Annotated in this window: 27 protein-coding genes and 1 pseudogene; 17 read left to right on the forward strand and 11 right to left on the reverse strand. The window is 74.2% G+C overall.

Translation table 11 applies throughout. The features are described 5' to 3' along the window. The first annotated feature begins 38 nt into the window (after positions 1-38). The 8 genes from RV983_RS32780 (at position 39) to RV983_RS32815 (ending at position 6707) form a co-directional block, all read left to right on the forward strand. Positions 39-797, forward strand: coding sequence for an SDR family NAD(P)-dependent oxidoreductase (locus RV983_RS32780; protein WP_475990530.1), 759 nt, complete (start codon positions 39-41; stop codon positions 795-797). Positions 798-862: 65 nt separating this feature from the next. Further along, positions 863-1618 (forward strand): FadR/GntR family transcriptional regulator, encoded by a 756-nt coding sequence (locus tag RV983_RS32785; RefSeq protein WP_475989332.1) that lies wholly within the window; start codon positions 863-865, stop codon positions 1616-1618. Next, a complete protein-coding gene (gene dgoD / locus RV983_RS32790) occupies positions 1615-2760 on the forward strand; it encodes a galactonate dehydratase (RefSeq protein ID WP_475989333.1) in 1146 nt (381 codons plus the stop codon). The genes RV983_RS32785 and dgoD overlap by 4 nt, the downstream gene beginning before the upstream one ends. Continuing rightward, complete coding sequence (locus tag RV983_RS32795) at positions 2754-3554, forward strand: aldose epimerase family protein (protein WP_475989334.1); 801 nt, start codon at positions 2754-2756, stop codon at positions 3552-3554. The genes dgoD and RV983_RS32795 overlap by 7 nt, the downstream gene beginning before the upstream one ends. A gap of 42 nt (positions 3555-3596) precedes the next feature. Beyond that, positions 3597-4232, forward strand: coding sequence for a bifunctional 4-hydroxy-2-oxoglutarate aldolase/2-dehydro-3-deoxy-phosphogluconate aldolase (locus tag RV983_RS32800; RefSeq protein WP_475989335.1), 636 nt, complete (start codon positions 3597-3599; stop codon positions 4230-4232). Further along, on the forward strand, positions 4229-5113 hold the full coding sequence (locus tag RV983_RS32805; protein WP_475989336.1) for an SMP-30/gluconolactonase/LRE family protein: 885 nt from the start codon (positions 4229-4231) through the stop codon (positions 5111-5113). The genes RV983_RS32800 and RV983_RS32805 overlap by 4 nt, the downstream gene beginning before the upstream one ends. A gap of 53 nt (positions 5114-5166) precedes the next feature. Further along, positions 5167-6150: a sugar kinase gene (locus RV983_RS32810; protein WP_475990531.1), complete on the forward strand. Its 984-nt coding sequence runs from the start codon at positions 5167-5169 to the stop codon at positions 6148-6150. After that, on the forward strand, positions 6147-6707 hold the full coding sequence (locus tag RV983_RS32815; RefSeq protein ID WP_475989337.1) for an SMI1/KNR4 family protein: 561 nt from the start codon (positions 6147-6149) through the stop codon (positions 6705-6707). The genes RV983_RS32810 and RV983_RS32815 overlap by 4 nt, the downstream gene beginning before the upstream one ends. A 50-nt stretch (positions 6708-6757) precedes the next feature. Here RV983_RS32815 and RV983_RS32820 read toward each other — a convergent pair whose 3' ends face one another. The 4 genes from RV983_RS32820 to RV983_RS32835 form a co-directional block, all read right to left on the reverse strand. Next, positions 6758-7081 (reverse strand): plasmid stabilization protein, encoded by a 324-nt coding sequence (locus RV983_RS32820; protein WP_475989338.1) that lies wholly within the window; start codon positions 7079-7081, stop codon positions 6758-6760. Between the two features lie 44 nt (positions 7082-7125). Next, positions 7126-8217, reverse strand: a complete 1092-nt coding sequence (locus RV983_RS32825) for an NAD-dependent epimerase/dehydratase family protein (protein WP_475989339.1) — start codon at positions 8215-8217, stop codon at positions 7126-7128. 82 nt (positions 8218-8299) lie between these two features. Next, positions 8300-9502, reverse strand: coding sequence for a MalY/PatB family protein (locus RV983_RS32830; RefSeq protein ID WP_475989340.1), 1203 nt, complete (start codon positions 9500-9502; stop codon positions 8300-8302). 47 nt (positions 9503-9549) lie between these two features. After that, positions 9550-10818 carry an ATP-binding protein gene (locus RV983_RS32835; RefSeq protein WP_475989341.1) on the reverse strand — a complete coding sequence of 423 codons (1269 nt, stop codon included), beginning with the start codon at positions 10816-10818 and terminating at the stop codon, positions 9550-9552. 206 nt (positions 10819-11024) lie between these two features. On the opposite strand from RV983_RS32835, the gene RV983_RS32840 reads away from it, so the two are divergent. After that, positions 11025-11666 (forward strand): class I SAM-dependent methyltransferase, encoded by a 642-nt coding sequence (locus RV983_RS32840; protein WP_475989342.1) that lies wholly within the window; start codon positions 11025-11027, stop codon positions 11664-11666. 18 nt (positions 11667-11684) lie between these two features. Here the strand turns inward: RV983_RS32840 and RV983_RS32845 are convergent, their stop codons facing one another. The 4 genes and pseudogenes from RV983_RS32845 to RV983_RS32860 all read right to left on the reverse strand — a co-directional run bounded on the left by RV983_RS32845 (position 11685) and on the right by RV983_RS32860 (position 15128). Continuing rightward, the gene (locus RV983_RS32845; RefSeq protein ID WP_475989343.1) at positions 11685-12581 is read right to left on the reverse strand and encodes an oxidoreductase; all 897 of its coding nucleotides are present in this window, start codon (positions 12579-12581) and stop codon (positions 11685-11687) included. A gap of 14 nt (positions 12582-12595) precedes the next feature. Beyond that, positions 12596-12946 (reverse strand): nuclear transport factor 2 family protein, encoded by a 351-nt coding sequence (locus tag RV983_RS32850; RefSeq protein ID WP_475989344.1) that lies wholly within the window; start codon positions 12944-12946, stop codon positions 12596-12598. A 131-nt stretch (positions 12947-13077) separates the two neighbouring features. Next, the gene (locus RV983_RS32855; RefSeq protein WP_475989345.1) at positions 13078-14181 is read right to left on the reverse strand and encodes a Gfo/Idh/MocA family protein; all 1104 of its coding nucleotides are present in this window, start codon (positions 14179-14181) and stop codon (positions 13078-13080) included. A gap of 192 nt (positions 14182-14373) precedes the next feature. Then, positions 14374-15128: pseudogene (locus RV983_RS32860) on the reverse strand (YqjF family protein). A gap of 187 nt (positions 15129-15315) precedes the next feature. On the opposite strand from RV983_RS32860, the gene RV983_RS32865 reads away from it, so the two are divergent. Further along, entirely contained in the window at positions 15316-15486 is a 171-nt protein-coding gene (locus RV983_RS32865; protein WP_475989346.1) for a hypothetical protein, read from the forward strand. A 245-nt stretch (positions 15487-15731) separates the two neighbouring features. Here the strand turns inward: RV983_RS32865 and RV983_RS32870 are convergent, their stop codons facing one another. Then, complete coding sequence (locus RV983_RS32870) at positions 15732-15911, reverse strand: carotenoid oxygenase family protein (RefSeq protein WP_475989347.1); 180 nt, start codon at positions 15909-15911, stop codon at positions 15732-15734. Between RV983_RS32870 and RV983_RS32875 the strand changes: the two genes are divergently transcribed. Then, positions 15910-16452 carry a hypothetical protein gene (locus RV983_RS32875; protein WP_475989348.1) on the forward strand — a complete coding sequence of 181 codons (543 nt, stop codon included), beginning with the start codon at positions 15910-15912 and terminating at the stop codon, positions 16450-16452. The two genes, RV983_RS32870 and RV983_RS32875, sit on opposite strands and share 2 nt — an antisense overlap. A 15-nt stretch (positions 16453-16467) precedes the next feature. Here the strand turns inward: RV983_RS32875 and RV983_RS32880 are convergent, their stop codons facing one another. Continuing rightward, positions 16468-17301 (reverse strand): class II fructose-bisphosphate aldolase, encoded by an 834-nt coding sequence (locus tag RV983_RS32880; protein ID WP_475989349.1) that lies wholly within the window; start codon positions 17299-17301, stop codon positions 16468-16470. Positions 17302-17377: 76 nt separating this feature from the next. Here RV983_RS32880 and RV983_RS32885 point away from each other — a divergent pair, with 76 nt between their 5' ends. From RV983_RS32885 to RV983_RS32910, 6 genes are all read left to right on the forward strand, one after another. Further along, positions 17378-18166, forward strand: a complete 789-nt coding sequence (locus tag RV983_RS32885) for a DeoR/GlpR family DNA-binding transcription regulator (protein WP_475989350.1) — start codon at positions 17378-17380, stop codon at positions 18164-18166. A 175-nt stretch (positions 18167-18341) separates the two neighbouring features. Further along, complete coding sequence (locus RV983_RS32890; RefSeq protein WP_475989351.1) at positions 18342-19256, forward strand: SIS domain-containing protein; 915 nt, start codon at positions 18342-18344, stop codon at positions 19254-19256. Positions 19257-19403: 147 nt separating this feature from the next. Further along, positions 19404-19832 (forward strand): hypothetical protein, encoded by a 429-nt coding sequence (locus tag RV983_RS32895; RefSeq protein ID WP_475989352.1) that lies wholly within the window; start codon positions 19404-19406, stop codon positions 19830-19832. Further along, on the forward strand, positions 19826-20071 hold the full coding sequence (locus RV983_RS32900; protein WP_475989353.1) for a helix-turn-helix transcriptional regulator: 246 nt from the start codon (positions 19826-19828) through the stop codon (positions 20069-20071). The genes RV983_RS32895 and RV983_RS32900 overlap by 7 nt, the downstream gene beginning before the upstream one ends. Further along, entirely contained in the window at positions 20068-21045 is a 978-nt protein-coding gene (locus RV983_RS32905; protein WP_475989354.1) for an NAD(P)-dependent alcohol dehydrogenase, read from the forward strand. Before RV983_RS32900 ends, RV983_RS32905 begins: the two co-directional genes overlap by 4 nt. A gap of 149 nt (positions 21046-21194) precedes the next feature. Next, positions 21195-21944, forward strand: a complete 750-nt coding sequence (locus tag RV983_RS32910; RefSeq protein WP_475989355.1) for a GNAT family N-acetyltransferase — start codon at positions 21195-21197, stop codon at positions 21942-21944. Positions 21945-21961: 17 nt separating this feature from the next. Here the strand turns inward: RV983_RS32910 and RV983_RS32915 are convergent, their stop codons facing one another. Next, positions 21962-23266: a GAF domain-containing protein gene (locus RV983_RS32915; protein WP_475989356.1), complete on the reverse strand. Its 1305-nt coding sequence runs from the start codon at positions 23264-23266 to the stop codon at positions 21962-21964. Positions 23267-23437 lie beyond the last annotated feature (171 nt).

Below are 23437 nucleotides of genomic sequence, written 5' to 3' on the forward strand. Positions count from 1 at the left end.
CACCCATGGCACGGAACGAACAGGAGACGACCAGCCCCATGAACCCAGCGGCCCGCTTCACCAACCGCGTCGCCGTCGTCACCGGCGCCGCCTCGGGCATCGGCGCCGCCACCGCGGTGCGTCTGGCCGCCGAGGGCGCTGCCGTCGTCCTCGTCGACATCGCCGCCGACCGCGGGGAGGAAGTCGCCGTGCGGCTGCGCAAGGACGGCGCGCGCGCCGTCTTCGTCGCCGCCGACGTGGCGAGCGAGGACGACTGGCGGCGGGTCACCGACGCGGCCCACGGCTTCGGTCCCGTCGGCGTCCTGGTCAGCAACGCGTACACGGTGCGGGTCGCCCCCGCCCACGAGACGAGCCTGGCCTCCTGGGAACGGCAGCTGTCGGTCAACCTCACCGGTGCCTTCCTCGGCTTCAAGGCGGTGCTGCCCGACCTGCGCGAGGAGCGCGGCGCGGTGGTCCTCACCTCGTCCGTCCACGCCCACCACGGCATCCCCGGCCACCCGGCCTACGCGGCGAGCAAGGGCGCGCTGCTGTCGTTGTGCGCACAGCTCGCCGTCGAGTACGGACCGCAGGTGCGGGTCAACGCCGTGCTCCCCGGGCCGATCCTGACCGCAGCCTGGGACCGGGTACCGCAGGACGAACGCGAACAGAGCGTCGCCGAGACCGCCGCCGGCCGCTTCGGCACCCCCGAGGAAGCCGCCGCCGCCGTCGCCTTCCTCGCCGCCGAGGAAGCCTCGTACATCACCGGAACGAGCCTGGTCGTCGACGGCGGCTGGAGCGTCGTCAAGTCCTCCGCCTGAGGCACGACGGAGACGACGCAGACGACGGGGTCCCGCCCCGACCGACCAGCAAGAAAGGCATACACATGACGCCATACGCGCGCCGCGGAGTGCACGGACAGACCGTGGAGACCCTCGCCCGCCGAGTGCTCAGCGGCGAGATCCCCGAGGGAGCGACGCTCGACATGGCGGCCCTGCAGAGCGAACTGGACGTCAGCCTGACGGCCCTGCGTGAATCGCTGAAGGTTCTCGCGGCCAAGGGCATGGTCGACGCCCGGCAGAAGCGCGGCACCTTCGTGCGGCCGCGCGCCGACTGGAACCTGCTCGACGCCGACGTCCTGCGCTGGCAGTTCTCCGAGAGCAACGGTTCCGGCGCCGACCAGGCGCTGCTGCGCAACCTCGGCGAGGTCCGCGGCATCATCGAACCCGCCGCCGTACGGCTGGCCGCGAACCGCCGCACCGACGAGGACCTCGCGTCGCTGGACGCGGCCCTGGCCGCCATGGGCGAGGAGGGCAGCGCGAGCCACGCCGTCGAGGCCGACCTCGCCTTCCACCGCGCGCTGCTGGTGGCCACCCACAACGAACTGCTCGAACGCATGGAGATGGTCATCGAGTCCGGTCTCGCCCAGCGTGACCAGATCGTGCACAGCGCCCCCCACAGCGAGGACCCCGTGCCGAGCCACCGCGCCGTCCTGGACGCCGTGCGCGACCGGGACGCGGACGCGGCCGAGCACGCCATGCGTGCCCTGCTCGACCAGGCGATGCGCGACCTCGACAAGGTCAGCGGACCGCACGACTCCGAGCAGCCCCCCACCGAAGAGAAGGACGACCCCGCAAAGTGAAGATCGCGCGCATCGAGACGTTCCTCGTGCCGCCCCGTTGGCTGTTCTGCCGCATCGAGACCGATGACGGCGTCGTCGGCTGGGGCGAACCCGTAGTCGAGGGCCGCGCCGAGGTGGTGCGGGCCGCCGTCGAGGTGCTGGCGGAACAGCTCATCGGCAAGGACCCGCTGCGCATCCAGGACCACTGGCAGGTGCTGACCAAGGGCGGCTTCTACCGCGGCGGGCCCGTGCTCTCCAGCGCTGTCGCGGGCATCGACCAGGCGCTGTGGGACATCGCGGGCCGCACCCTCGGCGTCCCCGTGCACACCCTGCTCGGCGGGCCGGTGCGCGACACCGTCCGCGTGTACGCCTGGGTCGGGGGCGATGAACCGGACCGGCTGAAGGACGAGATCACCGCCCAGGTCGAGGCCGGTTTCACCGCCGTCAAGATGAACGCCGCGGGCGCCACCCCGCCGCTCACCAGCCCCGCGGAGACGGCCGCCGTCGTCGAGCGCGTCGCCGTCGCCCGTGAGGCGCTGGGCCCCCACCGCGACGTCGCCGTCGACTTCCACGGCCGGTTCAGCGCGGCCAACGCGCGCCGCGTGCTGCACGAGATAGCCCCGCTGCACCCGCTCTTCGTCGAGGAGCCCGTGCTGCCGGACCAGGCGCACCTGCTGCCCGGCCTCGTCGGCTCCTCCTCCGTGCCGCTCGCCACCGGTGAACGGCTCTACGGGCGGGCCGACTTCCTCACCGTGCTCAACGCGGGCGTCGCGGTCGTGCAGCCCGACCTCTCCCACGCGGGCGGCATCTCCGAGGTCACCCGGATCGCCGCGCTCGCGGAGACCTTCGGCGCCCACCTCGCGCCGCACTGCCCGCTCGGGCCCATCGCGCTCGCGGCGAGCCTCCAGGTCGCCTTCGCCACGCCCAACTTCCTGATCCAGGAGCAGAGCCGGGGCATCCACTACAACAAGGACGCCGACCTGCTGTCGTACATCGTCGACACCGAGCCGTTCCGCTTCGTCGACGGCCAGGCCCGCCGCTCCGAGGCGCCCGGTCTCGGCATCGACGTCGACGAGGAGGCCGTGCGCGCCGCCGACCGCGCCGGGCACGCCTGGCGCAACCCCGTCTGGCGGCACGCCGACGGCTCCTTCGCCGAATGGTGACCGCGCCCCGGGCGGTGCCGCTCACCGTCGCCACCGACCCGGCGCACGGCGGCCGCTGGACCTCGCTCGCCGGCGGGGGCCGCGAATGGCTCTGGCACCGCGAGGAGCCGCGCCGCGCGGGCGTCGTGCCCGGCGACGCCTTCGCCGACGCCGGGGGACTGGAGGAGTGCCTGCCGACCGTGCGCGGGCTCCCCGACCACGGGGACGCCTGGTCGCGGCCGTGGCGGACGGAGGGCGACGGGTACGCCGTCGAGTGCCCCGACTTCCGGCTGACCCGGCGCGTCACCGCCGAGGCAGGTGCCGTCGTCGCCGCGTACACGCTCCGCGCCGAGCCCGGCTACCGCTTCGTGTGGGCCGCGCACGCCCTGCTGGACCTGTCGCCCGCCGCCCGCCTCGGCGTCGACGGGCCCGCGGCCTGCCGGCTCTACCCGGACGAGGGCACGACCCGGGTCCACGGCACCTGGCCCTCCGTGGGCGGTGTCCCGCTCGACGTGCTCGGGCCGGACGACGGCACCGCCGTCGGCGCCGTCGTCGACACGGCCCGGGTGACGGTGACCGACGGCCCCGACACGCTGCACCTGGCGGTCGAGGCGGAGGGACAACCGGTCGCCCTCGCCCTGTGGCGCAACCTCGGCGGATTCCCGACCGGCGCGCCGTACCGCTCCACCGGCGTCGAGCCGATGCTCGGCCGCGTCTTCGACCGCGCGGGCGCGGACGAGGGCGACACGGCCGTCGTGCCCGCCTCCGGCGAGGTCTCCTGGCGGCTCACCGTCGCCGCGACCCGCCGCGTCTGACGCCGCCGTACCCGAACCACCCACCAGCAGAAGGGATGTCGGATGGACCTGCTCGCCGCGCTGCGCGCCCACCGGCTGCTCGCCATCGTCCGGGGCAACGACCCGGACGCCGCACTCAAGACCGTCCTGACCCTCGCCGAGGAGGGCGTCACCCTCATCGAGGTCTCCCTCACCGGGCACGGCGCGCTCGACGTGATCGCGCAGGCCCGCGCCGCGCTCGGGCCGGAGGCGACCCTCGGCGCGGGCACCGTGCTGAGCGCCGACGACGCGCACGCCGCCCACCGCGCCGGCGCCGCCTTCCTCGTCACCCCCGCACTCGGTGACGGCGTCGCCACCGGCCGCGAACTCGGACTGCCCGTCCTGGCCGGTGTGATGACCCCGACCGACGTCCTCCAGGCCCTGAAGCTGGGCGCCCAGGCGCTCAAGCTGTTCCCCGCCGGCAGCGCGGGCGGCCCCGGCTACCTCCGTGACCTGCGGGCGCCCTTCCCCGGCCTGCCGTTCGTGCCGGTCGGCGGCGTGGACGCGGCCGCTGCCGCCGCCTACCTTGCCGCCGGTGCCGTCGCGGTCGGCGTGGGCTCGCCGCTGGTGGCGGACGCGGCGGCCGGGGGCAGCCTCGCCGCACTGCGGGTGCGGGCGCGGGAGTTCCTCGACGTCGTCCGCGCGGAGCCCGCGCCGTGACGGCCGCCGGCACCGCGTACGAGGTCGTCGGCGGAGAACGGCTCGAACTGGGCGAGGGCATCCGCTGGACGGACGGCCGCGTCGTGCTCACCGACATCCTGACGGGCCGTCTGCTGACCGCCCCCGCCTTCGGTACCGTGGCCCGGCTGTCCGTCCCGCTGGGCGCGGTGGCCCCCGTCGAGGGGCGCCCCGGTCACTGGATCGCCGCGGCCGGTACGGGTATCTGCCGTATCGACCCCGCCGGGCGGGTGCGCTGGCTCGCCCGGCCCGAGGTCGACGCCCCCGAGCCCATGCGTATGAACGACGGCGTCGCCGACCCGCACGGCCGCTTCTGGGCGGGCAGCATGGCCTACGCCGCGACCGAGGACGCGGGTTCCCTGTACCGCGTCGACCGCGACGGCCGCGTCACGCGCGCGCTGCGCGGCATCACGGTGCCCAACGGGCCCGCCTTCACCGCCGACGGCCGCACGATGTACCTCGCCGACAGCGCCCGCGGTGTCGTCCGGCGCTACCCGGTGGACGTGGCCACCGGTGAACTCGGCGCGCCCGAGCCCTTCGTGACCCTGGACTCCGGCAGCCCGGACGGCATGACCGTCGACGCCGAGGGCGCTCTGTGGACCGCGGTCTGGGGCATCGGCCAGGTCCGTCGCCATCTCCCCGACGGCACCCTCGACCGCGTCGTGGAACTCCCCGCCGTCCAGCCGGCCGGCCTCTGCCTCGGCGGTCCCGACGGCCGCACCCTCCACGTCACGAGCGCCACCATCGGCCTCGACGCCCCGGGCCCGCTCGACGGCGCCGTCTTCGCCGTGCGCGTCGACGTCCCCGGCACCCCCGCCGCGCCCTACCGCCCGGACGGCCCCGAGCCGGAGGACGGCTCGTGACCCACCCCGCGCCGCAGCTCGGCCCCGGCCCCGTGGTCTGCGTCGGGGAGACCATGGCCGCGCTCGTCCCTGATCCCCTCGGGCCGCTGGAGAGCGCGGACCGGCTCGGGGTCGAGGTCGCGGGCGCCGAGTCCAACGTCGCCCTCTACCTCGCCGACCACGACGTGCCCGCGCGCTGGGTGTCGGCCGTCGGCGACGACCCGTTCGGCCGCCGCGTCCTCGAGCGGATCGCCGCGGGCGGTGTGGACGTGAGCGGTGTGCGCGTCGACCAGGACCGCCCGACCGGGCTGCTGTTCAAGGACCCGGGGGAGCACGGCACACGCGTGCACTATCGCCGCCGCGACTCGGCGGCGTCGGCGCTCACCGAGGCCCTGCTCGACGACCCGGCGCTGCACGGCGCCGCGTTGCTCCACCTCAGCGGGATCACGCCCGCGCTGTCGAGCGGTTGCCGCGCCCTGGTCGAGCGCGCGCTGCGCCCCGAACGGCCGTGCCCCGTCAGCTTCGACGTGAACTACCGCCCCGCCCTGTGGAGCGACCGCGCCGCCGCCGCGGAGGTGCTGCGCACCCTCGCCGACCGGGCCGACATCGTGCTCGTCGGGCTGGACGAGGCGCAGGAGCTGTGGGGGGACGCCGTCACCGACGTCCGTTCGGTCCGGGCGCTGCTGCCCGCGCCGCGGGTCCTGGTGGTGAAGGACGGCGCGCGGGCCGCGACCGCCTTCGTCGGCCCCGACGCCCGCACGGTGCCCGCGCTGACCGTCCGCGTGGCCGAACCCGTGGGCGCGGGCGACGCGTTCGCCGCCGGCTTCCTCGCGGGCCTGCACCGCGGCCTCCCCGTCGGGCGCGCGCTCCGCCTGGGCCATCTGACCGCCGCCTCGGCCCTGCGCGTGGCCGCCGACCACGGCCCGCTGCCGCCCCCGGAGGTCATCGCCGCCCTGCTCGACGCGGACGAGGCGACCTGGCGAGAGGCGTCCGTGGGGTTCGAGGACACCCCCGGGCGGGGCGAGATGTCGGAGCCGGGCGATATTCGTACCGCATGAACGGTGATCAGGCCGACCCCGCCGAACTGGCCGGGCTACGAGCGGCGTTCGGCGTCGACGACGGCGGTGAGTCGGCTCTCGGCTGGGAGGCGGTCCGTGCCTTTGAGGCACAGCACGGGATCGTGCTGCCCGAGCCTTATCGGACCTTCGTCGCCGAGGAGACGGACGGTTCGTCCTCCGGGCCCCCGGACTACGGACTGCTGTCGGTGGCGGATGTGCCGAGCGACTGGGGCGGCGATGAGCGGGAGCGTTTCCTGAGCAAGCCGTTCCCCTTGACGGAGGCATGGACGTGGGAGGAGGACCCGGATCCGTCCGATGACTTGGACGAGGTCCTCGACCAGATCGACCACCACGGCTCGATCGTGCTGGGCACCGACGGATGCGCGATGGACTGGCACCTCGTCGTCACGGGCCCGCACCGAGGGCACGTCTGGCTCGTCACCGACGTCGGTGCCGCTCCCTTCGGGGCGGAGTTCGGCTTCACCACGGGGGAATCCGGCTTCGCCGGCTGGGTCCGGCACTGGGCTGCGGGCAAGCCCTGGTACGACGCCGCGTGACGTGCCGCCGCTTTGGCGGGTCCGCGCCGCCGGAGCCCTGACCCTACGGGTCAGCTCTCGCCCAGAGCCCGCTCGAGCTCGGCCTTGCCCGTGTGCGAGCGGCCGTCGGCACCGCGCCGTCGTGCCTCCGCGTACAGCTGGTCGTACGTGGGGCTCTGCGCGCCGTGGCCCGAGCGCAGGCCGCCGCGGCGACCCGAGGAGATGTCGTGCGGAGAACTCCGCCTCGCGGTCTTCGACTCGCCCGCGCGGGCGCGTTCCTTGTCGACGGTGCGGGCGGCGATCTCCTCCGTCACGCCGCGCTCCTCGGCGCTCTCCCTGATGTGTTCGTACTGCCGCTCGCGCTTGGGGCCGGAACCCGCCGACGTGACCGTCACCTCGCTTTTCCGATCCGTGTCCGCTGTCTCTCCCCCCCGGCTGTTCAGGGCCGTGAGCCGACACCTGTCGCGACCTCGTGGAGCCGTCCGACCGCCCCGCTCGGCGCCAGCACCGCGGTGGACGCGCCGCTGCCCTCGCGCAACCCCTCGAGGAACTCCTCGACCGCCCCGGTCGCGCTGTGCAGGGGACGCCAGTCGAGTTCGCGCCGGGCCCGGCCGGTGTCGAGCAGCGGCAGCCGCAGCACCGCGTCGAAGAGCCCCGGCGAGGACGGCACAAGGTGCAGCCGCCAGGCGCCCGCCAGGGCGGCGCGCACGGCGGCGCGGGGCATCCGTACGACCTGGGCGCCGAATATCGAGGCCAGTTCCACCGCGTCCAGCGGCGGCTCCGCGGCCAGGTTGAAGGCACCCCGCACCGGTCGCAGGACCGCTTTCCGGTAGGCCTCGGCGGCGTCGTCGGTGTGGAGGGCCTGGAAGCGCAGGCCCGGCATGTCGGGCACCACCGGCACGAGCCGCGGCCGGACCAGCCGTCCTGGCAGGAACGGACCGGCGAACAGACGGCGTTGCTGCGCGGCGGCCTCCTTCTTGAAGATGAAGGCAGGACGCATGCGCACCACCCGCACCCGCGGATGGTCGGTCTCGTACCCGTCGAGGTACCGCTCGATGTACGCCTTCTCGCGGCAGTACGCGGCCCCCGGCCAGCCGTGCGTGGGCCAGGACTCGTCGACGGGACGGTCCTTCGGGCCGGGGGAGTACGCGGCCACCGACGAGGCGTGCACCAGCGCCGGGACGCCGGCCGCCGCCACGGCGTCGAAGACCCGCATGCCGCCCAGGACGTTGGTGCGCCAGGTGATCGCCGGGTCGTGGGTGGGCTGAAGCAGCCAGGCGAGGTGGACGACGGCGTCGGCGCCGCGGAAGAGGTCCGCCAGCCGGGTGTCGTCGCCGGTGATGTCGGCACTGACCCACGTGGTCCTCGCCGGCCGCCAGTCCGAGGGCACCCGGCGGGCGATTCCGGTGATGCGGGCGACCGCCGGGTCCTCGCCGAGCACCCGCAGCAGGCTGGTGCCGACATTGCCCGTCGCACCCACGACGACGACGTGCAGCCCGTCGCGGGGTCCGTGTGCCGGAGTGCTGGTCACGGCGCTCGCCTCCTCGCTGCTCCTCGGTTCGCGTTCTTGGGGCGGCTACCCGTGTGCGGCGGATTCACCGGATTCACCGGATTCAGGCGGTCGGGCCGGCCACGGCGGCCGCCATGCGGCGTACCGCCTCCGTGATCACCTCCGGGCCGGTCGCCAGGTTCAGCCGCACATGACCGGTGCCGCCCGTGCCGAAGTCGGGGCCCGGACTGAACGCCACCCTGCCGCGTTCCACAAACGCCTCCGACGGGTTCGCGCCGAGGCCCAGCGCGCGGCAGTCCAGCCAGGCCAGATAGGTGCCCGGGGCGGGCCGGTAGCCGACGGACGGCAGGTGTTCGGCCAGCAGGGAACCGAGCAGCCGGCGATTGTGGTCCAGGTCCGCCAGGACGGCGTCCAGCCAGTCGCCGCCCTCCCGCAGCGCCGCGGTGTGCGCGATGACGCCCAGGTGGCTCGGGCCGTGGCCGACCTCTTCCGGCATCCGTGCCAGGTCCTCGGCCGAGGCGGGTCCTGCGAGGGCGAGCGCCGCCTTCAGCCCGGCCAGGTTCCAGGCCTTGGACGCCGACATGAGCGACAGCCCGCTCTCCGCGCCGGGCACGCTCAAGTACGGCACGAAGACGGTGCCCGGGGCCACCACAGGGGCGTGGATCTCGTCGGCCACGACCCGCACCCCGTACGCGCCCGCCAGCGCCGCCACGGCGGCCAGCTCGGCGGCGGTGTGCACCGTGCCGGTCGGGTTGTGCGGGCTGCACAGCAGATACGCGGCCCGCCTGCCGCCCGCCGCGCAACGGGCGAACGCATCCTCCAGGGCGGCGAGGTCCAGCCGCAGATCTGCGCCGAGCGGTGCCTCCACCACGCGCCGGTCCATGTGCGCAACGAACTGGTAGAACGGCGGGTACACCGGGCAGTTGACGATCACCGGGTCACCGGGCGCGGTCACGAGCTTCAGCATCTCGACGACGCCGAGCATCACGTCCGGGACGATCGCGGCGTGCTCGCGGCGCACGCCGTCCCAGCCCCAGCGTTCACGCGCGAAGCCCGCCAGCGCGTCGGCGTACCCGGTGCCCGCCGGGTAGCCGGTGTCGCCGATCGCGATGGCCTCGGTGAGTGCCCGCGCCACCGGCTCGGCCAGGGGGACGTCCATCTCGGCCACCCACAGCGGCAGCACGTCGGCCGGATAGGACCGCCATTTCATGCTCGTACGGCGCCGGAGCTGATCGAGCGTGAGCCGGTGCAGCGGGCCGGGCGCGGACGCGGACGCGGGTGCGGATGCGGGAGAAATCGTGTCCATGACATCAACATAGGGCGGAACCGCGTCCGCACGACCCCTCGCGACGCTCATGTGCGGCCGTAGCGGACGCTGTGCTCCGCGAACTCCAGCGCCATGTCGCTGGTGACCGTGGGGCGGGTGGAACGGATGGTGCGCAGGTAGTCGTCCGTGGTGGCCTGCGTCTTCCTCCCGGTGTCCACAGTGCGTTCGAACGTGGTCTGCGCGACGGCGCGCGCGGCCTGCTTGATGTCGGCGGGTGTGAAACCCTCGCTGGCGTCGGCGAGCACCGTGGTGTCCGCGTCGGCTCCCGCCTTGGCGAGGTAGCTTCCCCACAGCGCGCGCCGGGCCTCGTGGTCGGGCGGGCCCACCGGCAGCACGTAGTCGAAGCGGCCGTGCCGCAGGAACGCCGGATCGAGGGCCGCGACGGTGTTCGTCGCACAGATCAGCAGCCGGCCGTCGCGGTCGCGGAACCGCACGATGGACTTGAGGAGTTCGTTGACCACGCCCACCGAGGCGGGGTCGGCGAGATTGCGGCGGCCCGCCACCTCCTCCACCTCGTCGATGAAGACCAGTACATGGTCGAGCTGCGCGATCTCGTCGAAGCGCCGGCCGAGCCCGGTGGCGATGCCGCCCTCCAGGGCCAGCCGGGAGGGGAACAGCTCCACGAAGGGCCAGCCCAGCCGGCTCGCCACCGCCTGCGCGAAGGTGCTCTTGCCCGTGCCCGGCGGCCCGAACAGTACGACGGCCTGCGGCGGTTCCACCCCGTGCTCGTCGGCGAGCTCGGCATTGGCCAGCGGCAGCACGATACGGCGCTCGATCAGCGACTTCTCCCGGCCCATTCCGGCGAGCTTCTCCCACAGGCCCGCGGGCGGCACGAGCGCGCCGAGCGAGGCCAGCACCGCCGGGTCCTGGGCCGTCACCGCCTCGGTCTTCTCGAAGTAGGTCAGGCCCTGGCGCCGGGTGAACCCGGAATTGCACAGCGCGGCGGTGCCCGTCTCGTCCTCGGGCAGCACGGCCGCGAGCGTCCGCGCCCCGGCCACCTGGAGGCGGTGCTCCACCGCGGACAGCAGCGCGGTGCCCAGGCCCAGGTTCCGCCACGACGGATGGAGGCTGATCCGCAGTACCCACGCCCGGTCGCCGTCGACCCGGCCGATCGCGGCACCGATGAGGTGGCCGTCGGCGATCGCCACCACACTGGGGTGCTGCGCCTGGAGGGCGGCGACCGCCTCGGAGAGGCGGAAGACGGCGGGCTGGTCGGTGGTGCCGCTCTCGCTGTCCAGCCGCACCACGGCCTCGAGATCGTCCGGGGTGAAATCACGTACGTGCCACACGGCCATGGCAAGCCTCCACGCGCGACGTCCTGCCGTCCCCCCATCATCGGCCGGGCGGCACGCGAGCGCCCCCCGGGCCCCGCCCCGGCACGGGATGTTGCCGAACCGGCAAGGAATCTTGCCCGGGCGCGGGGACCGGGCGCATCGTCGGCACCGAGGCGGCGCCCGCGACGGCGCCGCGCCGCGCACGTTCGAAGGGACCCGATCCACCGATGACCGACGACATCGCCTCGCAGGAGGACTACTGGGACGACCGCTACGCCTCGACCGAGCGCGTGTGGAGCGGAAACCCCAACGACATCCTGGTCCGCGAGACCTCCGACCTGAAGCCGGGCAGCGCCCTCGACCTGGGCTGCGGTGAGGGCGGCGACGTGATCTGGCTGGCCCGGCGCGGCTGGCGCGTCACCGCCGTGGACATCTCCGGCGTCGCCCTGCGGCGCGGGGCGGGGCACGCGGCCGACGCCGGCGTGGGCGAGCTGATCACCTGGGAGCGCCACGACCTCGGCGAGTCCTTCCCCGAGGGCTCCTTCGACCTGGTCTCGGCGCACTTCCTGCACACCGTCGGCTACATGCCGCGCGAGCGCATCCTGCGTTCCGCCGCGGCCGCCGTCGCCCCCGGGGGCATCCTGCTCGTCACCGGCCACGGCGGATTCCCCGCCTGGGAGCACAACCACCACCCGGAGGTGCACTTCCCGACCCCGGACGAGGTCGTACGCGATCTCGAACTCGCCGAGGGCGAGTGGGAGGTGCTGCTGAGCGACGAGCACGAGCGCGTGCAGAACGACCCGGAGGGCCGGCCCACGACGCGTCAGGACAACGTGGTCAAGGTGCGGCGCCTGCTCGGCGCCGGCTGACGGCCGCGGGGCGGCCGGTCACGCCGTCGCGGACCGGCCGCCGTCGAGCAGGGACAGGTCGTCGGCGTCGAGGACGATCGCGGCGGCGGCCATGTTCTCCTCCAGGTGGGACAGCGAGGCCGTGCCGGGGATCTGGACGATCGAGGGGGAACGGGCCAGACCCCAGGCCACGGCGATCTGGAACGGCGTCGCGCCGTGCCGTTCCGCCACCTTGGCGAGGGCGTCGCCGTCGAGCGGGGAGTGGCCGCCGCCGAGGGCGAAGAACGGCATGTAGGCGATGTCCACGGTCGCGCAGAAGTCGACCAGTTCGCCGTCCCGCTGGTCCAGGACGCCGAACTGGTTCTGCACCGCGGCGACCGGCGCGATGGCGCGGGCCTCGTCCAGTTGACTGCGCGTCACATTGCTCACGCCCAGGTGCCGGACGAGTCCCTCCTCCCGCAAGCCGGCGAGTACGGCGAAGCGTTCGCCGAGGGAGTCGGCCGCGTCGGCGCCGAGGCGGCCGACCCGCAGGTAGACCAGGTCCAGGACGTCGACGCCGAGTTCCCGCAGGTTCTCCTCGACCAGGGCGCGCAACTGCCCGGGCCCCGCCTGTCCGTGCATCAGCCCCTTCGCGTCGCGCAGCGGGCCTACCTTGGTGGCGATGGTGACGTCCGCCGGGTACGGGTGGAGGGCTTCGCGCAGGATCTCGTTGGCCCGGTTGCCGCCGGAGAAGTAGAAGGCGGCGGTGTCGATGTGACGCGCGCCGAGATCGACGGCCCGGCGCGCGACCGCCACCGACGTGGCCCGGTCGGCGGCGGTCCCGTTCCACCGGCCGGGCAGTTGCATCGCGCCGAAGCCCAGGCGCGGGATGGTGGTCGTCCCGTCGAGGGCGAGGGTGGAGGCGGGGGAGGGGGGTTCGACCGGTGCGCTCGTCATGGGGGAAGCATGCCTCACGGCGCGATGTCGAGCCGCTCGATCAGGCCGTCCCGGAGCGCGAAGCGGTAGCGCAGGTCGACCACGCCGCCCGGGAAGTCCCCCTCCAGGTGGTTGGTCACGGTCCAGTGCTCCGCGTCGGCGCGTTCGGCGGCGGTCAGTTCCGTCGTGTAGGTGTACTCGCTCGCCGCCCGGTCGAGCCACCGCTCGATCGCGGCGAGGCCTTCGTATGCGCGGCCGTCGTCGGTCACGGTGGCGTCGGGGGTGAAGGCGGCGACCGCCGTCGCGGTGTCGCGGGCGATGTGGGCCCGGAGGTAGCGCGTGACGGCCCCGGGCAGGTCGGCGGGGACGATGGGCTGCGCAGTCATGGCGTCGTTCCTCGGGGAGCAGGGGGCGCGGGTGCATGGGTTGCTGCTAAATCAGAAGCAAGTTACTTCGATATTAGCAGCAACTCCATGGTGGGGGGCGCCCGCGGCGGGGCCCGGCCGGCCCCCGCCGCTCAGCGGGGCGTCTGCGCCGTGCCGGTGGCGGAGGCGCGCTCGATGGCGTCGATGAGTCGGTGCCGGTCAAGGGCGTGGCGGAAGTCGGGGACGGTGCGGCTGTCCTCGGTGAGGTCGCGGGCGAACTCGGCGTACAGGCGGGCGACGTTGCCGGCCATGGAGCGGGAGAGGTCGACGGGCAGGCCGTCGCCGAAGTACGACGCGGGGATCTGCAGGGGCTGGGCCGTGGCGTCCGCGCCGCGGCCACCGGCCAGGGAGAGATCGGCGACCTGCATGTTGCCCCAGTCCGCCGAGAGGATCAGATCGCCTTCTGTGCCGTTGATCTCCCAGCGGAAGTTGTCGCCCCGGGAGGCTCCGCCGCGGTAGAACACCGAGGCGGCTGCGCCGCTGGTGAGGGTTCCGATCACGGCGACCTGGTCCGGCGCGGTGATGGGGGCCGTGCCGCCGTCCTCGGTGATCCGCGCTTCCGTGCGGCCGACCACGAGGTTGGCGCTCAGCGTCGCGAAGTCCCCCAGTATGTGGTTCAGCGGGTCGACGGCGTGCGAGAAGGCCGAGGTCAGCGGGGTCGCGGCGTTGGCGTTGTCGTAGAAGTAGGCCGCCTGGCGGGTGGTTGCCTCAGGGCCCCAGGCCATGCCCGAGCCGACCATGGTGGTGCCGATCACCCGGCCGACGTAGCCGTCGGCGATCAGGTCGTGGGCGTACCGCACCTGCGGGGCGTAGCGGCCCTGCGTGCCGATGACGGTGCGCACCCCGGCCTTCTCCGCCAATTCCGTAAGGTGCTGGGCCTCGGCCAGCCCGTTGCCCAGCGGCCACTCGCTGTAGACGTGCTTGCCCGCCTCTATGGCGGCCGAGAGCAGTTCCAGGTGCTCGCTGACCTTCACCGCCACCACGACCAGATCGATACCGGGGTGCGCGAGGAGTTCCCGGTGGTTGTCGTAGGCGGCCACCCCGTGCCGTGCCGCCGCAGCCTCCGCCGAGCCGCGCCGGGAGGTGCTGACGGCACGCAGCTCGAATGCCGGGGACGCCGCGATGGCGGGGATGTGCGAGATCGAGGCCCAGCCCGTGGTGCTGCCGCCGATGATGCCTACGCCGATCGTTTTCATGGGTTTCCCCTCAGGGGTCGAGAGACTGTTTCTGGAATGACTCGGCGGTATTGGGCGTCGCCTGTGGGATCGCCGCCGTCCTGAATGGGATGCGGGAGCGGGTTTCTAGCTGGTCATTGACGTTAACACATTATGGAACGATCGTACGTTAAAGATTGCGCAAGGGTCCGCACGACGGGTGACGCGGCCGCTTCAGGGCGTCGGGATACCGGCCGGACGGGCGGGGCGGCCGAAGCGGACGGGGACGCCGGAGGAGTACAGAACGCTGACCGGCGGGCCCGTGGGCGCGGGCAGACCGGCGGCGGCGACGAGGTTCTCCTCGCAGGCCAGGAGCTCGGCGCGGTGCAGGGGCCAGCGCGGATGTGTGTTGGGCAGGTACAGGGGCCGCTCGAAGAACGTGTTGTGCAGACCCCAGCGCGCCGTGAGGAAGTGCTCCAGCTCACTGGGTTCGGCGACCGGCTCGCCCACCCGCACGGTGATCCGTGCGTGCGCCCCGCCCGCCCCGGGTCCGCGCCGCCGGCTGGTGTACGTGAGGGTGTCGCCGTCGCGGCGGATGTCCATGCGCGCCCACTGGTACGGCAGCCGGAACGCGGCCCGCGCCACAGCGACCGGGATCAGCCGGGACGCGTCGAGGGACCGGAAGACCACACCGCGCCGGCCGTGTTCGTCCAGCGAGTAGAGGCGGACGTTGGTCTCGGGGAAGGTGCCCAGATACGGGACGCCGGGGAGCCGGAACCAGCCGACGCGGTGCATCCGGAAGGCGACGAGCCCCACATAGGTGACCCCGTCGAGGGTGTCGGGCGCCGTGCCCATGCCGGCAGCAGGGGCGCCACGTCCGCGGGATCGGCGGCCCAGTGCAGGAACGCCAGGTCGAGCCACGACTGCGTCAGCAGCGGATTCGCCGTGGCGCCGGGCGGGTCGGCCGTTATCGGTTCCGGGGCGAGCACACAGCCAGCATCGCAGAGCCGGGCGCGGCATTGCCCGGGAGCGTCCGGCCTGCCCGTTCACGTGCGGGTTCGGAGTGCACGGGGACGGGGCGCCGTGGGAACGCGTCTTGCGCGTGCTCGGCGGCAAGTGACAGCATCGCGCTGCGCAGTCAGCGCCGCATGATCAGAACGCGATCCGGAGGCACGCATGTTCGGCAGAATCGGGCCGACGGAACTGATCCTCATTCTCGTGATGTTCGTCGTACTCGCCGGCATTCTCGGAATCTTCGCCGTCGTCCGCCTCGGCCGCCGGAACCAGCAGCCCGACGCGTCGGCGCAGCGCCACAATCCGGCAGCCTGGCAGGATCGGGAGCGGTGACCGGGCCGCACGCGCGCTAGAGCGCGGGCCGCCCCCACAGCGTCCCCAGGATCCAGCGGGCTCAACTGTGGGGCTTCGTCACCGTCCCGGGCGTTCACAGCGGCATCCGGGCGTCCCGGCCGCGCGCCGCCTGCGCCGATCCGCGGGCTCGTCGGTCGTGCGGGGTCGTCGCCGCAGCGCTCGCGGGAGGGGCCGCCGCGGCGGCCCGGCACGAACCGCCCCCGGCGTCGCACGGTCGCGTCGCTTCAGTTGCCGTGGAAGCCCTCGGGGACCCGGCGCGGCAGGTGGATCGTGGCGACGGGCGGCGCGGACATGTCGCCGGCCTCGAGGATCACCAGGGCCGCGCTCGGTGCCGTGACCCATCCGCTCCGGGCGCCCGGCCTTGTCGCGCTGCGTCCGGAGGCGGCCGATTCTCTGGAGCGCATGGCGCGAGGAGCCGGTGCGCGCCGGGAGCGGGCGGCGGCTCTCCTCGCCCTCGCCGCGCTGGGCAGGGACACGCGGGAGCTGCTCGCGGACCCGGACCCCGCCGTGAGGGCCTGCGCCGCGCTGGGCACCGGCGATCCGGAGGCGGTGCCCGTCCTGCTCGGCGTGCCGGCCGATCCGGCCGCCGTCGACGCCTGGTTCGAGGAGCCCCCGCCGCTGGCCGAGGGCCCGTTCCGCTACACGCTGCTGGCCGGTCTGCTGGACCGTACCGAACGCTTCGAGGAGGTGCTGCCGGTCGCCCTCGCCGGGGTGCCGCTGTGCGCCGCTTCCACGGTGGACCACGACGGGGGGCCGTTGCTCGCCTGCGCCTTCCCCTGCGGCCACCGGCAGGGGAGGGCCCTCACGCGCGCTCAACACGCCCTCCTGACCGGCCTGGTGGAGCGGAACGCATGCTGGGGCGTCATCGCCGGCTGCGTCGCGGCCGGCCTGCCGACCGGCCGCGACGCGCTGCGCGCCCTGCCGGCGGAGGACGGTGCGGTGTGAGCGGGCGCGGCCGGATCACCCCAGGACGCGCAGGGCCCGCTCCACCGCCGCCGCCATGTCCGTGCGGGCGGGTGCGAGATAGCGGCGAGGATCGACCGTGGCGCCGTCCGCCGCGAGGAAGCCGCGGACCGCGCCGGTGAAGGCGATGTTGAGGGCGGTGCCGATGTTGATCTTGGCCATGCCGCCGGCGACGGCGCGCCGCAGCTCGTCCTCGGGGACCCCGGTCGAGCCGTGCAGGACGAGCGGGACGGCGACGGCCGCGTGCAGGAGGGCGATCAGGCCGTGGTCGAGGCGGGCGGTGCGCGTGGTCATCGCGTGCGAACTGCCGACCGCGACGGCGAGCGCGTCGACCCCGGTCGCGGCCACGTAGGCGCGGGCGCCGTCGGGGTCGGTACGGGCGCCGGGGGCGTGGACGCCGTCCTTGCCGCCGATCTCGCCGAGTTCGGCCTCCAGCCACAGGCCCGCGCCGTGCGCCCACTCGGCCGCGGCGCGCGTGGCGGCCACATTCCGCTCGTGCGGCAGCGCGGAGGCGTCGTACATGACCGAGCCGAAACCGCAGTCGGCGGCCTGCCGCAGCAGCGTGTCGTCGGTGACGTGGTCGAGGTGCAGGGCGACGGGGACCCGCGCGGACTCGGCCACGGCCGCGGTCGCCCGGGCTATGGGCGCGAGGGCGCCGCCGTGGAAGCGCACGGCGTTCTCGCTGATCTGGCAGATCACCGGACGCCCCGCGGCCTCGGCCCCGGCGACGATCGCCTCCGCGTGCTCCAGGGTGATGACGTTGAAGGCCCCCGCGCCGCGGCCCTCGGCGCGGGCGGAGCGGACGAGTGCGGCGGTCCCGATCAGCGGCATGAGGTCGTTCTTCCTCTCGACGGGGCGATGGCCTGTGGTTTCATGGCCGCCAGGTCCGGCGACAAGGGGCGAGACGATGGCGGCACCGCAGGCCCGATGGAGCGCGCTGCTGGAGATGCTGACCCGCGACGGCCGGATCGAGGTCGAGGCCGCGGCCGCCGAACTGGCCGTCTCCGCCGCCACGATCCGCCGCGACCTGGATGAGCTGGCCCGCCAGAACATGGTCACGCGCACCCATGGCGGCGCCACGATCAACGCCATCGCCTACGACCTGCCGCTGCGCTACAAGTCCGCCCGCCGCGCGGCCGAGAAGGAGCGCATCGCGCGCGCCGCCGCGGACCTGGTGAAGCCCGGCGCCGTCGTGGGCCTGAACGGCGGGACCACGACGACGGCGGTCGCCCGCGCGCTGGCCGAGCGGGGCGACCTGGCCGAGGACGCCGGCGAGCCCACGCTGACCGTGGTCACCAACGCGCTCAACATCGCGGGGGAGTTGGCCGTGCGCCGGCATGTGAAGCTCGTCGTCACCGGCGGGGTCGCCCGTCCGGCCTCGTACGAGCTGATCGGCCCCCTGGCGGCCGACCTGCTCGCGCAGATCACGCTCGACCTGGTCTTCCTCGGGGTCGACGCCCTCGATGTCGCCCATGGCGCCACGGCACGCCACGAGGGCGAGGCGGCCGTCAACCGCGAGCTCGCCCATCGCGCCGCGCGGGTTGTGGTCGTCGCCGACGCCTCGAAGCTCGGCCGGCGGGCGTTCGCCCGGATCTGCCCGGTCGAGGACGTGCACGTCCTGGTGACGGACGAGGACGCCCCACCCGCGCTCACCGAGCCGTTCACGGCGGCCGGTGTGCAGGTCGTCCGCGCCTGACCGCGCGCCGCGCCGGCCTTCGTCCACGGGGACCGCCACCTCCTTCCGCCGTGCGCGTTTGTGCGCGAATATTGCAGGAGTCGAGCAACATCGCTCATCATGCTGGATCGAACGTGCGGCGTGTCAAGACCGGCAGCACTGGCAGAACCGGATCGAATCGAGCGGACGGAGTCCCATGAGCCAGACCGAGATCGAGATCGCGACCCAGCCCGACTGCTGGCGCCGGGCGGTCGCCCTGGCCGCCGACGCGAACACCTCCAGGCGGGCCGCGATGCCCCGCCCGGGCGAGCGTGTGGCGGTCGTCGGGTGCGGCACCTCCTGGTTCATGGCCCACGCCTACGCCGTGCTGCGCGAGTCCGCGGGCCTGGGCGAGACGGACGCGTTCGCGGCCTCCGAGATGCCGGCCGGACGCGCCTACGACCGCGTCCTCGCCCTGACCCGGTCCGGCACCACGACCGAAGTGCTCGACGTGCTCGGCCGCCTGCGCGGCACGACCCCCACGGTCGCGGTCACCGCCGACCCGGCGACCCCCGTCATGGAACTCGCCGACGCGGCCGTGGTCCTGGACTTCGCCGACGAGACGTCGGTCGTGCAGACGCGCTTCGCCACCACCGAACTCGTGCTCCTGCGGGCGCTGCTCGGCGAGGACCTGGGCGGGCTGGCCGCGCAGGGCGAGTCGGCCCTCGCCGACCCGCTGCCCGGCGAACTGCTGGAGACGGAGCAGTTCACGTTCCTCGGTAAGGGCTGGGCGTACGGTGTGGCCCAGGAGGCCGCTCTCAAGATGCGCGAGGCGGCGGGCGCCTGGACCGAGGCCTACCCCGTCATGGAGTACCGCCACGGCCCGATCAGCATCACCGGGCCCGGCCGGGTCGCCTGGTGGTTCGGGGACCCGGCCGATCTGCCGCCGGGCCTGCCGGGGCAGATCGCCCGTACCGGCGGTCGCCTGGTCGCGGCCGGCCGCGACCCGCTCGCCGACCTCGTCCTCGTCCAGCGCCTCGCGGCCGCCCTGGGAGCCGCCCGCGGACTGGACCCGGACTCCCCGCGGCACCTCACCCGGTCCGTGATCCTGGCCCCGGCGGAGGGTGAGTGACGGTACGTCACATCTGACGTCCGGGTTCCGGGTTCCGGGTTCCGGGTTCCGGGTTCCGGGTTCCGACAGTGTCAAACATTCTTGACATGGAGTCAAGAGTGCTTGACACTGCTCGATGTCAGGTTTTCTTTACATGGGGGCTCTGTGATGGCTGTCGAGGAAAAACGCGCCTGGATCATGGTCGTGGTCACGATCGCCTCGTACGCGGTGTATCTGACCGTCGTCCTCGGCCGGGCGGGAGGCGCGTCGCCGGCCGGCGTGCCCTATGTGCCGGCGCTGGTGTGGTCGGTGGGTGCCGCGATCGCGGCGTCGGTCCTGCTGCACATCGCGGTGTCGGTGGCCTCGCCCCGGGAGGCGAACGTCAAGGACCAGCGCGACCGGGAGATCCACCGCTTCGGCGAGTACGTCGGCCACGCGTTCGTGGTCGTCGGCGCGGTGGCCGGACTCGTCCTCGCGATGGCCGGATCGGACCGGTTCTGGATCGCCAACGCGATATACCTCGCCTTCGTCCTGTCGGCGGTCGCCGGTTCCGCGGCGAAGATCGTCTCCTACCGGCTGGGCTTCCACCCGTGGTGAGGCCGACCAGGGTCACCAACGAGATCCGGGCCCTGCGCTTCGCCAAGGACGAGATGACACAGGCCGAACTCGCGCGGCGCATCGGCGTGACCCGGCAGACCGTGATCGCCATCGAGCAGGGCCGCTACTCGCCGTCCCTGGAGATGGCCTTCCAGATAGCCCATGTCTTCGGCGTGCCCATCGACGCCGTGTTCCAGTACCCCGAGTCCGCCCCCGCGTCCCCCGAGGAGCCCCGGTGAAGGCCGTCGTCCAGGACAGCTACGGACCGCCGTCCGTCCTGCGGGTCGAGGAGACCGCCCGGCCCGTGCCCGGCCCGGGCGAGGTGCTCGTACGCGTCCACGCCGCGGGTGTGGACCAGGGCGTCTGGCACGTCATGGCGGGCATGCCCTACCTCCTGCGCGCCCTCGGCTTCGGCCTGCGGGCGCCGAGGAACCGGGTGCGCGGCACGGACCTCGCGGGCCGCGTGGAAGCCGTCGGCCCCGGGGTCGTGCGCTTCGCCCCGGGGGACGCGGTGTACGGCAGTGGCGCCGGCACGTACGCCGAATACGCCTGCGCCAAGGAGGCGCACCTCGCGCCGAAGCCGGACCGCCTCGGCTTCGAGGAGGCGGCCGCCGTCCCCGTCTCCGCGTGCACGGCACTGCAGGCACTGCGCGACAGCGGGCGCCTGCGGGCCGGGCAGCACGTCCTCGTCATCGGCGCGTCCGGCGGCGTCGGCTCGTACGCCGTGCAACTGGCCAGGGCGCTCGGCGCGGCCCACGTCACCGGCGTGTGCAGTACGGCCAAGACCGCCTTCGTCCGCTCCCTCGGCGCCGACGAGGTCCTCGACCACACCCGCGAGGACCCCGCCGACGGCGCCCGCCGCTACGACCTCGTCCTCGACATCGCGGGCAATCGCCCGCTCTCCCGGCTCCGCCGCGTCCTGACCCCGCGCGGCACCCTCGTCATCGTCGGGGGCGAGCACGGTGGCCGCTTCACCGGGGGCATCGGCCGGCAACTGCGCGGACTGCTGCTGTCGGGTTTCGTCCGGCACCGGATACGCACCCTCGTCGGGACGCAGCCGGCCGCCGACCTCGAAAGCCTCGCCGGACTCATCGACGCGGGCGCGGTCACCCCCGCCGTGGACCGTGTGTACGCCGCGCTCGCCGACACCCCCGAGGCGGTTCGCCGGCTGCGCGGCGGCGACGTGCGGGGCAAACTCGTCCTGCGCGTGTGAGGCGGCGAGTCGCCCCCCGGCCCGCGCCCGGCGGGCGCGGGGCCGGGCCGTAGGGTGGAAGACGCTCGTCAGGGCAGGAAGGGATGCGGCTCCGTGGCCGTTGCACCCAGTGGCCCGCACGACCCCACGGATCGGAGAACCGCCCCGCCATGTCGACCAGCGTCCACCCCGCCCACCCGTCCGACTCCGGTGCGGAGCCGCTCGCGGCCGGAGCGCCGCATCCGCTGGACAACCCCGTATGGTTCGCCCTGACCGGCGCGCACGCGCGATTCGCCGAACGGCACGGCCGGGCCGTGCGCTACCCCGGCGACATGTCGCCGTTCGCGTCCCTGGAGGACCAAGCCGACCCGGCGGCCTGGGCGGACCTGGCCGAACTGCTCGGCCCCGGCGCAACCGCGCTGGTGACGGGCTCGCCGGAGGTGCCCGGGGACTGGCAGGTCCTGGAGGGCGGCGAGGGCGTGCAGCTCGTCGGCACGGATCTGCGTGTCGCGTACGATCCGCAGGCCGTGCCGCTGGGCGCCGACGACGTCCCCGAGATCATGGACCTGATCGCCCGCACGAAGCCCGGCCCGTTCGCGCCGCGCACCATCGAACTCGGCACCTACCTCGGCGTGCGGGAGAACGGGCGCCTCATCGCCATGGCCGGCGAGCGCATGCGCCCGCCGGGCGGCACGGAGATCAGCGCCGTGTGCACCGACCCTGACCACCGCGGCCGCGGCCTGGCGAGCCGGCTGATCCGCGCGGTCGCCGCGGGCATCGCCGACCGCGGGGAGACGCCGTTCCTGCACGCCGACCCCAGGAACACCAACGCGATCCGGCTCTACGAGTCCATGGGCTTCGCACTCCGCCGCCGCCCGCTGTTCCTCCTGGTCAGGGCGCCGGGCGACGCGACGTCGTAACGCCGGGAGGGGAGCGCTCAGGCACGCTCCAGCAGTGTCCGCAGCATCAGCCGGCGCGGCGACTCCTGCGGAAGCGCGCTGATCGCCGCTTCGAGCATCTCGGTGTCGACATGGTTCTCGGGGCGCTCCAGCCAGGCGAGCAGCAGCCGGGCGTCGCCGCGGTGGCGCAGCGCCCGGCGCATCTCGCAGTCGAGTTCGTCGCGGGCCTCGGCCACGGCGGGGGCGGCGGACCCGGGCAGCAGCGCGCCCGGATAGGCGGCGAGCGCCTCTCGGTACGCGCCGCGGGCCAGGAGGGCGTGCACCTCCTCGGCATCGCTGGCGGCGGGCAGCAACAGCCGGTACGGGCGCGAGCCGAGGACGTGCGGGCCCAGCAGACGCCGCAGTCTGGACATCTCGGCGCGCATGGTGACCCGGGCCGCCTCGTGCTCGTGCAGCCGGACGGCGAGCGCGTCGGCGCCGAGCCCGCGCGGATGCAGGGCGAGGACGAACACGATCTCGGAGTGACGGGGGCTCAGCTCGACGCTCCCGTCCGGTGAGACGAACCGCGCCCGGTCCCGCGAGAGCACCTCCAGCCGGCATGCCGGAGCGGCGCTCGCCCCCACCGCCGGCCCGGCCCCCGGAGCAGCCGCCGGGATCTCCCCGCGCAGCCGGAGCACCCTCAGTTCCGCCTCCGCCGCCGCGACCGTGGCCCGTACCAGCGCCAGCGCGTGCGGCGCCGCGATGTGGTCGCCCCCGGTCAGGTCGAGCACGCCGATGACCCGCCCGGTGTCCGGGTCCCGCAGCGGCGCCGCCGAGCAGCTCCAGGGGTGCACCGGGCGCACGAAGTGCTCCCCCGCGTAGATCTGCAACGGCCGGCCGAGGGCGAGCGCCGTGCCCGGCGCGTTCGTACCGGCGGCCTCCTCGGCCCACACGGCACCCTCGACGAAACCGATCCGCTCCGCGCGCGCCGCCAGGCCCGGCGCGCCCTCGACCCACAGCAGGCGGCCGTGCTCGTCGCCGATGGCCACCAACTCGTCGCTCTCCTGCGCCGATTCGACCAGCAGCCGGCGGACCACGGGCAGCACCGCCGCCAGCGGGTGGCTCTCGCGGTAGGCGCGCAACTCCGGCCCCGACAGGGCCGGGACGCTGGGCCCCGCCCCCTCCGGGTCGACACCGCGGCTGCGCGAGCGCTGCCACGAGTCCCGCACCACGTCGCGCACGGGCCGCGGCGCCCGCCCGGTGCTGAGGAACTCCTCGTGGGCACGTGCCACGTCCCGGCGCAGCGACTGCGGATCGGTCCCGGGTGGCCAGGCCGTGTAGGAGGCCGCGTACGAGGCAGTCATGGTCGCCCCTGGGTCGGGGGTGGGCCGGCGCCCGGCGGCACCGGCCGGTTGCTGCCGAGTGTAGTTCCGCTGGTACGCCGCGTCGCAACCCTCCTGCAACCTTCCGCGTTCTACGGTCGCACCACCGCCGTCCGCAACGGAGCGGGCGGCCCATCCATGGGAGGCCGCCCC

The organism is Streptomyces sp. RLA123 (genome assembly GCF_056270165.1).